14 protein-coding genes are annotated in these 14,633 nt (G+C 66.7%); 5 read left to right on the forward strand and 9 right to left on the reverse strand.

What is annotated here, in order from left to right; all coding sequences use genetic code 11:
• Positions 1-88: 88 nt before the first annotated feature.
• The 7 genes from ureC to hemN form a co-directional block, all read right to left on the reverse strand.
• The gene (gene ureC / locus J2S73_RS07655; RefSeq protein ID WP_306884876.1) at positions 89-1,798 is read right to left on the reverse strand and encodes an urease subunit alpha; all 1,710 of its coding nucleotides are present in this window, start codon (positions 1,796-1,798) and stop codon (positions 89-91) included.
• Positions 1,799-2,046: 248 nt separating this feature from the next.
• Positions 2,047-2,541 carry a GFA family protein gene (locus J2S73_RS07660; protein WP_306884877.1) on the reverse strand — a complete coding sequence of 165 codons (495 nt, stop codon included), beginning with the start codon at positions 2,539-2,541 and terminating at the stop codon, positions 2,047-2,049.
• 56 nt (positions 2,542-2,597) lie between these two features.
• Positions 2,598-2,957, reverse strand: a complete 360-nt coding sequence (locus J2S73_RS07665; protein WP_306884878.1) for a GFA family protein — start codon at positions 2,955-2,957, stop codon at positions 2,598-2,600.
• Positions 2,954-3,259 (reverse strand): urease subunit beta, encoded by a 306-nt coding sequence (locus tag J2S73_RS07670; RefSeq protein WP_306884879.1) that lies wholly within the window; start codon positions 3,257-3,259, stop codon positions 2,954-2,956. Before J2S73_RS07670 ends, J2S73_RS07665 begins: the two co-directional genes overlap by 4 nt.
• Positions 3,260-3,333: 74 nt before the next feature.
• Entirely contained in the window at positions 3,334-3,636 is a 303-nt protein-coding gene (locus J2S73_RS07675; RefSeq protein WP_306884880.1) for an urease subunit gamma, read from the reverse strand.
• Between the two features lie 135 nt (positions 3,637-3,771).
• Positions 3,772-4,635, reverse strand: coding sequence for an urease accessory protein UreD (locus J2S73_RS07680; protein ID WP_306884881.1), 864 nt, complete (start codon positions 4,633-4,635; stop codon positions 3,772-3,774).
• A gap of 147 nt (positions 4,636-4,782) precedes the next feature.
• Positions 4,783-6,132, reverse strand: a complete 1,350-nt coding sequence (gene hemN, locus J2S73_RS07685; protein ID WP_306884882.1) for an oxygen-independent coproporphyrinogen III oxidase — start codon at positions 6,130-6,132, stop codon at positions 4,783-4,785.
• 130 nt (positions 6,133-6,262) lie between these two features.
• Between hemN and J2S73_RS07690 the strand changes: the two genes are divergently transcribed.
• The 5 genes from J2S73_RS07690 (at position 6,263) to ccoP (ending at position 11,066) form a co-directional block, all read left to right on the forward strand.
• Entirely contained in the window at positions 6,263-7,300 is a 1,038-nt protein-coding gene (locus J2S73_RS07690) for an AbrB family transcriptional regulator (protein WP_306884883.1), read from the forward strand.
• A gap of 311 nt (positions 7,301-7,611) precedes the next feature.
• On the forward strand, positions 7,612-9,246 hold the full coding sequence (gene ccoN, locus J2S73_RS07695) for a cytochrome-c oxidase, cbb3-type subunit I (protein WP_306884884.1): 1,635 nt from the start codon (positions 7,612-7,614) through the stop codon (positions 9,244-9,246).
• Between the two features lie 13 nt (positions 9,247-9,259).
• Positions 9,260-9,994 (forward strand): cytochrome-c oxidase, cbb3-type subunit II, encoded by a 735-nt coding sequence (gene ccoO, locus J2S73_RS07700; protein WP_306884885.1) that lies wholly within the window; start codon positions 9,260-9,262, stop codon positions 9,992-9,994.
• A gap of 4 nt (positions 9,995-9,998) precedes the next feature.
• Positions 9,999-10,190 (forward strand): cbb3-type cytochrome c oxidase subunit 3, encoded by a 192-nt coding sequence (locus tag J2S73_RS07705; protein WP_306884886.1) that lies wholly within the window; start codon positions 9,999-10,001, stop codon positions 10,188-10,190.
• A 6-nt stretch (positions 10,191-10,196) separates the two neighbouring features.
• Positions 10,197-11,066, forward strand: a complete 870-nt coding sequence (ccoP, locus tag J2S73_RS07710; protein ID WP_306884887.1) for a cytochrome-c oxidase, cbb3-type subunit III — start codon at positions 10,197-10,199, stop codon at positions 11,064-11,066.
• Between the two features lie 123 nt (positions 11,067-11,189).
• Here the strand turns inward: ccoP and qhpR are convergent, their stop codons facing one another.
• Both qhpR and J2S73_RS07720 read right to left on the reverse strand, forming a co-directional pair.
• Positions 11,190-12,209: an AraC-like transcriptional regulator QhpR gene (gene qhpR, locus J2S73_RS07715; RefSeq protein WP_306884888.1), complete on the reverse strand. Its 1,020-nt coding sequence runs from the start codon at positions 12,207-12,209 to the stop codon at positions 11,190-11,192.
• A 111-nt stretch (positions 12,210-12,320) separates the two neighbouring features.
• Positions 12,321-14,327, reverse strand: coding sequence for a copper amine oxidase (locus J2S73_RS07720; protein ID WP_306884889.1), 2,007 nt, complete (start codon positions 14,325-14,327; stop codon positions 12,321-12,323).
• Between the last annotated feature and the right edge of the window lie 306 nt (positions 14,328-14,633).

A 14,633-nucleotide genomic window follows, 5' to 3' on the forward strand; every position in this document is an offset into this window, starting at 1 on the left:
GGCCCGTTGTGCGGCCCTGGATTCCCGCTTTCGCGGGAATGAGCGGATTGTGTGTTGTCTATCGTGCGCATCGGAACGGAAACAGTCTTCAAAACAGGAAATAGCGCTGCGCCATCGGCAGCACCTCCAGCGGCGGGCAGGTGAGAAGCTCGCCGTCGGCCCGGACCTCGTAGGTCTCCGGGTCGACGTCGATCTCCGGCGTGGTGGAGTTGAGCACCATCGACGCCTTGGTGACGGTCCGGGTCGTCTCCACCGCCAGCAGCGTCTTCTCAACGCCGATGGAGGCGGCGAGACCGGCGTCCAGCGAGGCCTTGGACACGAAGGTGGCCGACGTCGCGCCGAGCGCCTTGCCGAAGGCGCCGAACATCGGCCGGTAATGCACCGGCTGGGGCGTCGGGATCGAGGCGTTGGGGTCGCCCATCGGGGCGGCGACGATCATGCCGCCGAGCAGCACCAGATCCGGCTTCACCCCGAAGAAGGCCGGGTCCCACAGGACCAGATCGGCGCGCTTGCCGACCTCGATGGAGCCGATGTGCGTGCTCATTCCGTGGGCGATCGCCGGGTTGATGGTGTACTTGGCGACGTAGCGCTTCACCCGCGCATTGTCGTTGTCGCCGGTCTCCTCGGGCAGCCGGCCGCGCTGGACCTTCATCTTGTGGGCGGTCTGCCAGGTGCGGATCACCACCTCGCCGACCCGGCCCATGGCCTGGCTGTCGGACGCGATGATGGAGAAGGCGCCCATGTCGTGGAGGATGTCTTCGGCCGCGATGGTCTCCTTGCGGATGCGGCTTTCGGCGAAGGCCACGTCCTCGGGGATGGTCTCGTCCAGGTGATGGCAGACCATCAGCATGTCGAGATGCTCGTCGATGGTGTTCGCCGTGTAGGGACGGGTCGGATTGGTCGAGGACGGCAGCACGTTCTGCAGGCCGCAGACCTTGATGATGTCCGGCGCGTGGCCGCCGCCGGCCCCCTCGGTGTGGAAGGCGTGGATGGTGCGGCCCTTCATGGCCGCGATGGTGTTCTCCACGAAACCGGATTCGTTGAGCGTGTCGGTGTGGATCATCACCTGCACGTCCATCTCGTCGGCGACGGAGAGGCAGCAGTCGATGGTTGCCGGGGTGGTGCCCCAGTCCTCGTGCAGCTTCAGCGCACAGGCGCCGGCCAGGATCTGCTCGGTAAGCGCCTCGGGGCGGGAGGCGTTGCCCTTGCCGGAAAAGCCGATGTTGATCGGCAGCGCGTCGGCGGCCTGGATCATCCGGGCGATGTGCCAGGGGCCGGGGGTGCAGGTGGTGGCGTTGGTGCCGGTGGCCGGACCGGTGCCGCCGCCGAGGATCGTGGTGACGCCGGAATAAAGCGCCTCGTCGACCTGCTGGGGACAGATGAAGTGGATATGGGCGTCGAAACCGCCCGCGGTCAGGATCTTGCCTTCGCCGGCGATCGCCTCGGTGGCCGGGCCGACGATGATGTCGACGCCCGGCTGGATGTCCGGGTTGCCGGCCTTGCCGATGCCGGCGATGCGGCCGTCCTTCAGTCCCACGTCGGCCTTCACGATCCCCCAGTGGTCGATGACCAGGGCGTTGGTGATGACCGTGTCGACCGCGCCTTCCGCCCGCGTGGCCTGGGACTGGCCCATGCCGTCGCGGATCACCTTGCCGCCGCCGAACTTCACCTCCTCGCCGTAAATGGTGTGATCCTTTTCCACCTCGACGAAGAGCTCGGTGTCGGCGAGCCGCACCTTGTCGCCCACGGTCGGGCCGAACATGTGGGCATAGGCCTGGCGGGAAATCTTGGCGGGCATGGGCGGCTCCGGGTCGGACGATGCGTCTGGTCTGAAGGTCGGTCCAAAAACGTCAGGAAAAGTCTTGCGGAGTTGTCATTGACAGGGGCTCCCTTGTTCCCCGCTCACTCCGGCGTAAGCCGGAGTCCAGGGCGGATTGGGCAGGCGCCGGCCGTATGGCCCTGGATTCCGGCTTTCGCCGGAATGAGCAGCCGGATGAGCGCTGTGGCACTCCGAAACCACGCGCCTTCCTCCCGTTCCCTGATCCATCACTCGATCCACAACCCCCGGCTCTTGTGCCAGTCCTCGATGGATTCCTTCGGATATCCATCGAACGTCTGATCGGTCGGGCCGATCTGCGGCTCCACCCAGGAGGCCTTGGAGCCGAGCATCAGGTGCACGCTTTCCGGCGGCACCGGCAGGTCGGTGTCGATGGCCGAGGCGAGCGGATGGATCAGCTCCGGCCACGTCTCGTCATAGAGCCAGAGCGACGTTCCGCATTTCGTGCAGAAGTGCCGCTTGCCGGAGGAAACCCGCACCGAGCCGTCGTCTTCGTGCACCTTGGCGTGGAACACGCCGATGGCGTCTTCGCCGTCGATTTTCAGCGTGTCGGCGTCACCCATGATGTTGATGGCGTAGCCGCCACCGCCGCCGGTCTTGCGGCAGATGGAGCAGTAGCAGCGCTGGTAGGGATGCGGCGTGTGGCTCTCCACGGAGAACCGCACCGCGCCGCAGTGGCAGGAGCCTTCGAGGGTGATCGGCATGGCGGAACCTCCTTCTCCTCTTGGGTCTGGGTTGTCTCGTCTCGTCCGGCGGCCGCTCAGCGGCTGGCGCCGTCGACGTAGTTGACGGGGAAGGCGGCCGGATCGACGCCGTCGAGGCAGCGCACGTTGATCGCCGCCATCTCCATCCCGTTCGGGGCGGTGCCGAGCGCGAACGACTGGATGCCGCAGGTGGAGCAGAACAGGTGATGGATGGCGTGGGTGTTGAACTGATACTCCGTCAGCGCCGCCTTGTCGGTCTTCAGACGGAAGTTCTCCGCCGGCGTGAAGGCGAGCAGCGAGCCGAGCTTGCCGCAGCGCGAGCAGTTGCAGGCGTTGACCTTGTCGATCGCGATGTCGACCTCGTAGCGCACGGCGCCGCACTGGCAGCCGCCGGTGTAGGTTTGCGGATCGCTCATAACGCCCCCATCACCTTTCCCTGGAAGCCGTAGATCTTCCGGTCGCCGGACATCGGCACCAGCGTCACCTCCCGGCTCTGGCCCGGCTCGAAGCGCACCGCGGTGCCGGCGGGAATGTCGAGGCGCTGGCCGCGGGCGGCGTCACGGTCGAAGTCGAGTGCGCCGTTCACCTCGAAGAAGTGGTAGTGCGAGCCCACCTGGATCGGCCGGTCGCCGGTATTGGCGACGGTCATGGTGGTGGCCGGCTGGCCGGCATTGAGTTCGATTTCGCCGTCGGCGCAGACGATTTCACCTGGAATCATGATGGTCGCCTCTTCCCTGTTTCTTGAGCCGGATGCGGGCGGAAACGCGGTGCCCGCTTCTCCGTCATCCCACGCTACCTGATCGGACGATGGATGGTGACGAGCTTGGTGCCGTCGGGGAAGGTGGCCTCGACCTGGACGTGGTGGGCCATCTCCGGGACGCCCTCCATCACCTGATCGCGGCTCACCACGTGAGCGCCGGCCTCCATCAGGTCGGCCACGGTGCGGCCGTCGCGGGCGCCTTCGACCACATAGTCCGCGATCAGGGCGATGGCTTCGGGATGGTTGAGCTTCACGCCCCGCTCCAGTCGCTTGCGGGCCACTTCCGCGGCCACGGCGACCAGGAGCTTGTCCTTCTCACGGGGTGTCAGCTGCAAGGAACCCTCCTCATAAATCGCGCCCTCTTTGGAGGGGGCGGATCCTGTCACGGAAGCCTCTACCGAACGGCTCCGCTTGGTTGTTCTATCGCGTTCCCGGACGGCGAACCGGTTCCCACTTCGCCTGGAAACGCTTCAGACCGACCAGACACGCGGCAGGCGCCCGGTCAAGATGGTGACGGCGGCCGCGACCGCACGTCGGAGCGGCGCGGCGTCGCCCGCGACCAGTCGGGCCGACAGGAGCCCGTCCCAGGCGCTTGCGCCGGCCGCGACCCCCTCCAGGTCGAGCGCCGCGCGCATCTCGTCCAGCCGCGCCTCCGCATCGGGGGCGGCCCAGACGAGCGAGGCGACCGCCCGTCCGCCGCCCAGCGTCGCGATCCCGCCCGCTGCATCCGGGATCGGCTCGGCCAGGCGGAAGTCGTCGGCATAGGCGAGACGGCCGTCCCGCCAGAGGCGCCAGCGATCGCGCAGGCCCCCGCGGGAGACCGTCTCGCCATGCGCGGCCCGCCCCATCACCGTCGTTTCACAAAGCAAGATCCGGGCCGATCCGTCGATGCGGGCGTCGAGCCGGCGGCGAAGCCGGCCACCGTCGTAGAGGATCGTTTCCTGGGGGATCCAGAAGAGGGCCGATCCGGCTTCCGCGTCGAGCGACACGTCCAGATGGGCTTCACCGTCGACCGCACGATAGACGCGCTCGGCCGCCTGGGTGGTGATCGTGACCATGCTGCCCGCCTCGGCAAGGCCGTCGAAGGTGAACCGGTCGCCGTCGGTCAGGCCGCCGGCGGTGTTGAGCAGAACGGCCTCCAGACCCGCCGCGCCGTAAAGGCGGGGAAACCGGACCTTGAACGAGCCCTGCTGATAGCCGGTGCGCAGCTCGGTCGTTCCCGGTGCCGCCCCCGGACGGACGGCGAGCCGGACGGCGCCCTGCGCCCGCTCCAGGGCGGGAGATCTTGCGTTCTGTCCATCGGAAGCTGCCGCTACCGGCGTGACCGCGTCCATTCTGCTCGTTCCCCGGCGCTCCGTGACGGTGAATCGGCCGATGGCCGACCGGGCGAAGCGGGAAGGATGGGCGTATTCGGCCGTCCTGCAAAGACGGGATCTGGAAACAACGCGAACGGGAGGGACGAAAGTCGGCCGTTCCTGGCCTCAGACCGCTGCCGAATGCCGGGCCGCGCCTCGGGCGAGATAGGCGTCGAAACAGGCGGCGACGATCCGGACATAGGGCCGGCCGAGGGGCGTCATGGTCAGGCGCGCGCCGTCGAGAACCGCAAGGCCATCGGCGATCGGTTCGGCGAGCGCGGCTTCGGTCGCCTCCAGAAGGGCGAGGGCATCGCCGTAGCGGGCAAGCGCGGGATCGGCGAAGTCGATGTGATAGGAGGTCATCAGCAGTTCGATCACCCGGGCCCTCAGCCGGTCGTCATCGGACAGCGCGAATCCGCGCACGGTCGCAAGCCGGCCGGCTTCGATGGCGCGCCGCCATCCGCCCACGTCGGCGGCATTGGCGAGATATCCCTGAGGCAGCTTGCCGATGGCGGAGGCACCGAGACCGATCAGCGTGTCGGCGGTGTCGGTGGTGTAGCCCTGGAAGTTGCGGCGCAGCGTCCCGGCCTCGGTCGCGATCGCCATCTCGTCATCGGGCCGGGCGAAGTGATCGAGGCCGATCGGAACGTAGCCGGCCTCCGTCAGGGCGGCGCGCATCTCCGCTTCCAGTTCCAGCCGGGCGTCGGCGTCCGGCAGGGTCGCCTCGTCGATCAGCCGCTGGTGGGATTTCACCCAGGGCACGTGCGCATAGCCGAATACGGAGACCCGGGACGGGTTCCACGCCGCCACGGCCGCGACCGTCCGGCGGACCGTCTCGGCGGTCTGATGGGGCAGGCCGTACATGAGGTCGGCGTTGATGCCGGTCAGCCCGGCGGCCTGCAGATCGGCGATGGCCGCTTCAACCACAGCATCGGGCTGGATCCGGCCGATCGCGGCCTGGACCGTCGGGTCCGTGTCCTGGATGCCCAGCGAAACGCGGTTGATGCCGGCCTTGATCAGCGTGCTTGCCAGCTGGCGGTCGACGGTGCGCGGATCCAGTTCGATCGCCTGTTCAGCGTCCGGTAGGATTGCGAACGCGTCCCGCAGCCGCGCGGTCAGCTCGAGGAATGTCGGGCCGGGGATGAGGCTGGGCGTTCCGCCGCCCCAGTGCAGATGCGCGACCGGAGGCCGGCGTCCGATCGTCAGGTGAACGAGCGCGATCTCGTGGGCGAGCGTCTCGGCATAGGCGACGACCGGATCGATCCGCCGGGTGGCTTTGGTCGTGCACCCGCAATAGGTGCACATCTCCCGGCAATAGGGCACGTGCAGATAGATAGACACAGGGTCGTCGCCGAGGGCCGCAAACCAGCGCTCCGCCGTCGCGGCATCCACGGCGTCGCTGAAGTGCGGTGCGGTCGGATACGACGTGTATCGCGGTACCGCGCGGGTTGCGTATTTTGCGGCCAGCTCGTCCATGCGCGAAAATTGGACCCGCACGGGTTGGACGACATTGATCCCGGTCAAGAACCGGACGCCCCGGGTCGTTGCGCTTCAGTATTGGAGTCCATGGTTGCAGGTCGCGGCGCGGCGGCGCATAGAGGCGGCCGTGAACCCTTCCTTCGCTCCCCTGCTCGGCCGTCTTGTCCTCGCGTTGGCGCTCGCCGCCATCGGCGGTGCCGCCTTCACGTTGGCCGGTGTCCCGGCCGGCTGGCTCTCGGGTGCGGCGGTCGCCGTTGCCGTCGCGGCGGTCGCCGGTGCCCCGGTGGCCGTCCCGAATCTCGTGCGACAGCTGGCTTTCCTGCTCCTCGGCGTCGGCATGGGGTCGTCGGTCACGCCGGAGACCGTCGACCAGCTTGCCTCGTGGCCGGTCTCGATCCTGTTCGTCCTGGTGACGACCGTGCTGGTCACCGCGACGGCCTACTGGGTGCTGAGGCGCGTGGCCGGCTGGGACAAGCTCTCCGCCTTCTACGGCGCGGTTCCCGGCGCGTTGTCCTATGTCGTCGCCGTTGCCCTTTCGGCGGGAGCCGACATGCGCCGCGTCGCGCTCTCCCAGTCGGTTCGGCTGCTCTTTCTGGTCGCCGTTCTCCCGCCGCTGATCGGCCTGTTCGGAGGGTCCGGCGACACCGTCGTCCTGCCCGACCATGCCGAGGCGGGGCTGCGCGATCTCGTCATCCTGTTCGCCAGCGGGGCGGCGGTCGGCTACGCGCTGCTTCGGATGGGACAGACCGCCGGCATGCTTCTGGGGCCGCTGTTCACCAGCGGCCTCCTGCACGGCAGTGGTCTCGTCACCACCTGGCTTCCGGCCTGGCTCCTGATTCCCGGCTTCCTGGTGATCGGCGCTGTCATCGGAACGCGCTTCGCCGGCACCGAAGGCCGGGAGGTCCTGCGCCTCGCGCTCGCCGCGCTCGCGGCCCTGTCGGCGGGGCTCGTGGTGGCGCTCCTGTGCGCCGTCCTGATGATAGAGGTCACGGATCTGCCGCCCGGGCAGGTGGTCCTCTCGCTGGTCCCCGGCGCGCTGGAATCGATGACGACGCTGGCCTTCCTGCTCGGCTTCGACGCGGCCTACGTGGCCGGGCTTCACTTCGCCCGCTTCGTGGGAATCGTCGTGGTCCTGCCCTTCGTCTCGCGGCATTTGAAGGCCTGACCGCCTCTCGCTCACGGAAGCGGGATCGATGTTGCGCTTCGGCAACATGTCGCGGTCAGCTCTGCGTCAACACCCGTAAATCCGGCTTTTTGGAGGCGCTCCATTCTGGCAAGCTTGATCCGAGCTTGCTCCGGGAGCCGGATGCGACGTTCCGCACCGTTCCCCGGAAACCACCGCTTGACATACGTCAAGGCGGGCGGGCCCCGGCCATCTAGGGTCCGCATCGATTGGCTGGCGCTTGCCGGCCATCCAGCCGTTTTGCCGACCGGAGTCGAGATATGGCGCACGCCGCTTCAGCCAACAGTAATAAAATGATGACGCTCGAGGAGGGCATCTATGCCGGCGCCCTCGCGGCGCTGACGCTCGTCTGTCTGCTCATTGCGGGCAAGGCCCTCGACACTCCGATGAGCGTTCACGGGGTCCTCGGTGCCTTGATGGCGGGCGGCGGCCTGTTCTTCCTGATGAAACGGTTCCTCGACCGCCCGGCCGGAACGGCGCCGGAACTGGTCGATGGCCTGCCCAACTACAACATGGGGCCGGTCAAGTTCGCCACGATCGCGTCGCTGTTCTGGGGCATCGCCGGCTTCCTGGCCGGGGTCTATATCGCCCTGCAGCTGGCCTTTCCGGTCCTGAACTTCGACCTGTCCTTCCTGAGCTTCGGCCGGCTGCGGCCGCTGCACACGAGTGCGGTCATCTTCGCGTTCGGCGGCAACGTGCTGATCGCGTCGTCCATGTACGTGGTCCAGCGCACCTCGCGGGCCCGGATGCCGGGCGAGATCACGCCGTGGTTCGTCGTGCTCGGCTACAATGCCTTCATCGTCATCGCCGCCACCGGCTACCTGATGGGCGTCACCCAGTCGAAGGAGTACGCCGAGCCGGAGTGGTACGCTGATCTCTGGCTGACGATCGTCTGGGTCGCCTATCTCGGCATCTTCGCCGGCACGCTGATGAAGCGGCGCGAATCCCACATCTACGTGGCGAACTGGTTCTATCTCGCCTTCATCGTGACCATCGCGATGCTGCACATCGTGAACAACCTGACCCTTCCGGTCTCGGTGTTCTCGTCCAAGTCCTACATCGTCTGGCCGGGCGTGCAGGACGCTATGATCCAGTGGTGGTACGGCCACAACGCGGTGGGCTTCTTCCTGACCGCCGGCTTCCTCGCCATCATGTACTACTTCGTGCCGAAGCGCGCCGACCGGCCGGTCTATTCCTACCGGCTGTCCATCGTGCACTTCTGGTCGCTGATCTTCCTCTACATCTGGGCCGGTCCGCACCACCTGCACTACACGTCGCTGCCCCAGTGGGCCTCGACCCTGGGCATGACGTTCTCGGTCATGCTGTGGATGCCGTCCTGGGGCGGTATGATCAACGGCCTGATGACGCTGTCCGGCGCCTGGGACAAGCTCAGGACCGACCCGGTCATCCGGATGCTGGTGGTCTCCGTCGCCTTCTACGGCATGTCGACCTTCGAAGGTCCGCTGATGTCGGTGCGCGCCGTGAACTCGCTGTCGCACTACACCGACTGGACCATCGGCCACGTGCACTCCGGTGCGCTCGGCTGGGTCGGCTTCATCTCCTTCGGCGCGATCTACTGCCTGGTTCCGTGGCTGTGGAACAAGAAGTCGCTCTATTCGCTCAAGCTGGTGAACTGGCACTTCTGGACGGCCACGCTCGGCATCGTGCTCTACATCACCTCGATGTGGGTGTCGGGCATCCTGCAGGGCCTGATGTGGCGCGCCTACAACCAGTACGGCTTCCTCGAGTACTCGTTCATCGAGACCGTCGAAGCGATGCACCCCTTCTACGTGATCCGTGCGCTCGGCGGCATTCTCTTCCTCGTCGGCGGACTGATCATGGCCTTCAACATTTGGATGACGATCCGCTCCGGAGAGGCGCTGGAGGTCGAATCCGAAGCCGCCGCGCGGGCGCCAGCGACCGCGTAAGGGAGCAAAAAAGATGTCGCTTTGGTCAAGGCACCAGATTTTCGAGAAGAACACGCTGATCCTGACGGTCGGCATCCTGATCGTGGTCGCGATCGGAGGCCTGGTCGAGATCGCGCCGCTGTTCTGGCTGAAGAGCACGATCGAGAAGGTCGAGGGCATGCGCCCCTACACGCCGCTCGAGCTTGCCGGTCGGGACGTCTACATCCGCGAGGGGTGCTATCTGTGCCACTCGCAGCAGATCCGGCCGATGCGCGACGAGATCGAGCGCTACGGCCACTACAGCCTCGCCGCGGAGTCCATGTACGACCATCCGTTCCAGTGGGGCTCCAAGCGGACCGGTCCGGATCTCGCCCGCGTCGGCGGCAAGTACTCCGACGAGTGGCACCGCGAGCATCTGATCGACCCCCGGTCGGTGGTGCCGGCCTCGATCATGCCGGGCTATCCGTTCCTTGCGGATGCGCGGGTCGACGATCGCCTGGTCGCCCAGCATGTCGAAACCAACGCCGCCCTGGGCGTGCCTTACACCGAGGAGCAGATCCAGAACGCCCGGGTCGACTTCCGAACCCAGGCCAACCCGAATTCGGACGACATCGACGCGTTCCTCGAGCGGTGGCCGAACGCCGTGGTGCGGGATTTCGACGGCGATCCGAACCGGGTGACGGAGCTCGATGCCGTCATCGCCTATCTGCAGATGCTCGGCACGCTCGTGGACTTCGACGTCTACGACAACCAGGCCAATCACAGGTGACGGGATGACCTACGACGCCGTAGCCGACTTCGCCCAGACCTGGGGTCTGGTCCTCTTCATCGCCGCCTTCGTCCTGATTGTCGCTTATGCCGTCTGGCCGAAGAACAAGAAGACATTCGACGATGCCGCCCGCATCCCGCTCGAGGACGACAAGCCGAAGGCTGACGATCGTCGCGACGGGCGCAATCAGGAGTAAGCCGCCATGGCCAAGAAGGAGATCGATGCCGTTTCGGGTGTCGAGACCACAGGTCACGACTGGGACGGTCTCAAGGAACTGAACAATCCGCTGCCCCGCTGGTGGCTGTGGGTGTTCTACGCCACCATCGTCTATGCGATCGTCTATTGGATCCTGATGCCCGCATGGCCTCTGTTGAACGGCTATACGCCCGGTCTGCTGGGCAACAATCAGCGCGAGCAGGGTGAGATCGCCTACGAGGAGGTGGTCGACCAGCGCTCCGAGATCGGCAAGGAGATCGCCACCGCCGACCTGTCGGCGATCGTTCAGGACGCCAGCATGCTGGAATTTGCGACAGCGCAGGGCGAGGCCGCCTTCGGCGACAACTGTGCTCCGTGCCACGGCTCCGGCGCGACGGGCGGGCCCGGCTATCCGAACCTGCAGGACGACGCCTGGCTCTGGGGTGGCTCGCTGGAGGCGATTCACACCACGCTCCAGCACGGCATCCGGGCGGAGGATCCCAACACCCGGCTGGGCGAGATGACTGCCTTCGGCGATCTCGGCATCCTGGACCGTGCACAGATCCGCGACGTCACGTCCTATGTCCGGACCCTGTCGGGCCTCGAGCCGGCGTCGAACGTCGACGTGGCCAACGGCGAGGAGATCTTCGCCCAGAACTGCGCCGCCTGCCACGGAGCCGACGGCAAGGGCAATCAGGATCTCGGCGCTCCGAACCTGACCGATCAGATCTGGCTCTACGGCGGTGACATCGAGACGATCGTGCAGACGATCACCCACGGCCGCGCGGGCGTCATGCCGGCCTGGAGCGAGCGGCTCGATCCGACGACCGTGAAGTCCCTGACGGTTTACGTGCACGGGCTCGGCGGCGGCCAGTAGGGTTACGATACGGCGCAATCGGCTGCGGGTGACGGCCCGCGGGGCATTGTGGGCGAAGCGGCGGACGAGCGATCGTCCGCCGCTTTGTTTTTGCAGCCGCTGGATTGGTTGGCGGAACCGGGATCAGTCGTGTGGCCGGGCCGCCGGACCGGCCGGCCGGAACGTGCTCGGTGTCCTGCCGGTCCGCCGACGGAAGGCGCGGGAAAAGGCGCTCTGGTCGGCGTAGCCGGCCCGGTTGGCGATCTCCGACACGGGCAGGTCGGTGGCGGCAAGAGCCCATTGGGCATAGGCGATCCGCGCCCGGTCGAGAAGATCGCGAAACGAGACGCCGTCTTCCCTGAGGAGCCGGCGCAGGCTGCGCTCCGACATGCCGCAGTCTTCGGCAATCCGCTCCTGGGAGACAGCGCCCTGGCCGACCCGCCGGTAAATCGCCAGGGCGACTTCGTCGCCGACAGGCGCCCGTGAGATCGGGGGGCTGGCCGCCCACGCCGCGGTCGGCTTGGGATCCGGCTCGATGACGATGGGCGCGTCCAGAAGACCCACCGGAAAGGCAAGGTAGTTCGTGGGTTCCTCGAAGATCGGGGGGAGGCCCGCATGGCGGGCGATCTCGCCGCGGCTGTCGCGGCCGTGCTCGAAGGCGATGGCATCGAGGAAGCCTGAGCGAAGGCCGCAGGCCGCCTCGATCACGCCCTCGAAGAAGCCGAGGGTGAACTCCGCGTCGCGGGAGCGCGGCCAGATCGAGGGATCGACGATCCGGTAGGACACCGTGCAGACGTCGGCGTCCACACCGAGGGAGAAGTCCGAGCCGGTCTGGATGGCGTTCAGTTCCGCGATGATGCCGGAGAGCAGGCCACCGAGCCGGGGCTCGGATCGGTGATCGGCAAACAGGCTGCCGAGCGAGGGAGCGGCGATCGCGCGCCCGGTGAGCCAGATCCTGGGCGATGGATCGGCTGCGCTGGCGGCGGTCTGAAGCAGGCCGGCAAAGCGGCTGAGCGGAATCACCCCGTCCGCCGAGGCGGTTCGCGTCAGCCCGTGCTCGGCGAACGCCCGGCCGGCGTCGATGCTGTTGGCTTCGAGCCCGTCGGCGATCAACGACAGGGGAGCGCTGGAAATTGTCGGTGTGTCGAGGACGCCGGCTGTCATCGCCCAGCCTCCGAAATAATCCGATCGGTGAGCGTCCCTGAAAACCGGCGGACTTGTCAACGCGGGCCGACGCGTGCGGCGGGCCGTGCGGCCCGCCGCCCGGTCAGTGTCCTACTCGGCGTCGAGGTCTTCCGGGGTGCGGATGCTGAGCGCCGGGTTGTACTCGAAGAAGTTGAACGGCCGCAGCATGAAGCCCTTCCACATCGTCGACATCACCGGCCAGTCCTCGGTGTGCGGGACGTGGTGGAAGCCGACAGTGTACCAGGTCACGATGTCGGTGTTTTCGATGGGCCGATCCTGTTCGACCCAGGTGGCCAGCGTATCGGAGCCGTCGCTCTGGAACGCGAACTCGCCGCCGGCATAGCGTTCGTCCGGCGAGTAGGGCGTGTTCCAGATCGTGTACTCGATATAGGCGTTCCGCTTCATCGGCGGGTCGTTCTCGTAGTCGTAGGGTCCGTAGGCCACCGAGTTGTTCGGAATGATCATGTAGCCGGGCTTGTGACCGAGCGGACCGTCGGCGCCCATGTTCATGAGGTGGTACATGGCCGGCGTCGTCGGATTGATCTTGAAGCGGCCCTCGAGCTCGGTCGTGGCCGCCTTCGATTCCGTCACCCACATGGAGCGGCGCGGAATGTCGTCCGGCACCTCCGCCTTGACGATGCCGGTGCGCATGAAGGTGTTGTCGCGCCCGTCGACGTCGAAATCGAGCCGGAAGTTGAAGTAGTGGTCGTGGTTCGGTGCGACCAGGTTGGGCGCGATCAGGGTTCCGTAACGGGTTTCCTCCCGGGCCGTCGGATCGGACATGGATTCCGCAGCAGCCCCCTTCACGGCGTCGAGACCGGTGGAGCCCACCATCACGTCGATGCGGCCGTCCTGATGGAAGACGTAGTCGACGAGATAGTCGTAGTTGCCGACTTCAGACGCGGAGCGGACCACGAGCTGGGTCGCCGGGCGTCCTTCCGCCGGCACGAACTGATCTTCGGACTGGGCGAAGATCTCGAAATGCCGCCAGGCCGGGTCGCCGATATTGCGTTCGAAGATGCAGATGGCGCCCGGGATGGAGAGCGGTTCGCCTTCGTCGGTGTGGACCACGGCGGGCAGATAGGTCGCGTACGCCGGGCAATCGACACCCGGACGCAGCGGGCTCAGGAAGATGCCGAAGCCGTACTCGCCGGAGTCCATGTAGGTGCGCCAGTACCAGCCTTCATCCGGATCGGAGTAGGGCACGAACACCTCCGACAGGTGCGCCTGGTAGAGGACCTCGCGCCAGTCGTCCTGGTTTTTCACGTCGATGTTGGAGATGACCACGCCGGGCCGCTTGTCGACGCGCACCCGGAACCGCCAGATGTCCCACGCGACCAGCCCGTCGACGACGGAGAAGTTCGGGTCGCCTTCCTGGGAAAGGTTGGCGGGGTTCATCTCCGGCCGCAGCGAGGTGCGTTCGGCGACCTCCGCGTCCGTGTACCCCCAGCCGTCCTCCGGTATCGGCACCACGCCGGTGTCGAACACCTCGACCACCTCGTCGGCGTTGAGATCGACCACGGCATAAAGCCCCTCGATGGGCTTGGCGTAGAAGTTGGAGCTTTCCGGCAGGACGTAGCAGGGGACCTTCATCAGCCGCCGGCCTTCTTCTTCCGGCAGACCGAAGGAGCCGGCCGTCAGCGGGAGACAGAAGACGTCGTCGGGCGTCAGGCCGCGCTTGTCCAGGCCTTCCACGAACTCCGGCGCGGAAGTGGCGAGCTGCATCGCCTCCAGGAACTCTGCCAACAGGATCATGGTCTCGCCGGGCGCCGGCTCGATGGACGTGACGCTGTCGTCGGCGAGATCGACTTCCGCGACGAACGCGCCGTCGGGGCGTTTCAGGTGCACCGTGACGGTGCGCGGCTCCGGATCGCCTTCCTGCCAGGCCAGCACCACGTCCTTGGGCGGCTCCTTCAGCGAGATGTAGGGAAACAGCGTGTCGTCGCCGGCGTCGCCGCTTTCTCTCAGCAGAGAGACCGCTTCCGTGATCTCCGCTTCGGTGAGGCCGTCGAGAGGATGGGCCGTCGCCATCGACGTCGCGGCGGCGAACGCCGCGATGCCTCCGGCAAGTGCGGCACCCCTGATGGAAATAGGCATGGTCATTGCTCCCGATGCTCTGGTGGGGCGGTCGGCTCCCTGCGATGAGATCGGAGCCTTCCCGCTGTCCGGCGCGCCGTCGTCTTCTTGTGGCCAATCGACGCACTGACCCCACTCTAGTCCAGCTTCGCACCGCACGTTGTGCATTTCCGGCCAGCACCGCGCACGCCGGTCCTGTCATCCGTCGGCTTTCGGATCAGGGATAGGGTCAAAAACGTGTCGATGGTCACGGGACCTTCATCAAGCTGTTCAATACGCGAATTAGACGAATTCGATGGTGCCAACCGGCGCAGGTTTCGGCCGCGC

The sequence above is a fragment of the Amorphus orientalis genome (assembly GCF_030814015.1).
Classification (GTDB): Bacteria; Pseudomonadota; Alphaproteobacteria; order Rhizobiales; family Amorphaceae; genus Amorphus; species Amorphus orientalis.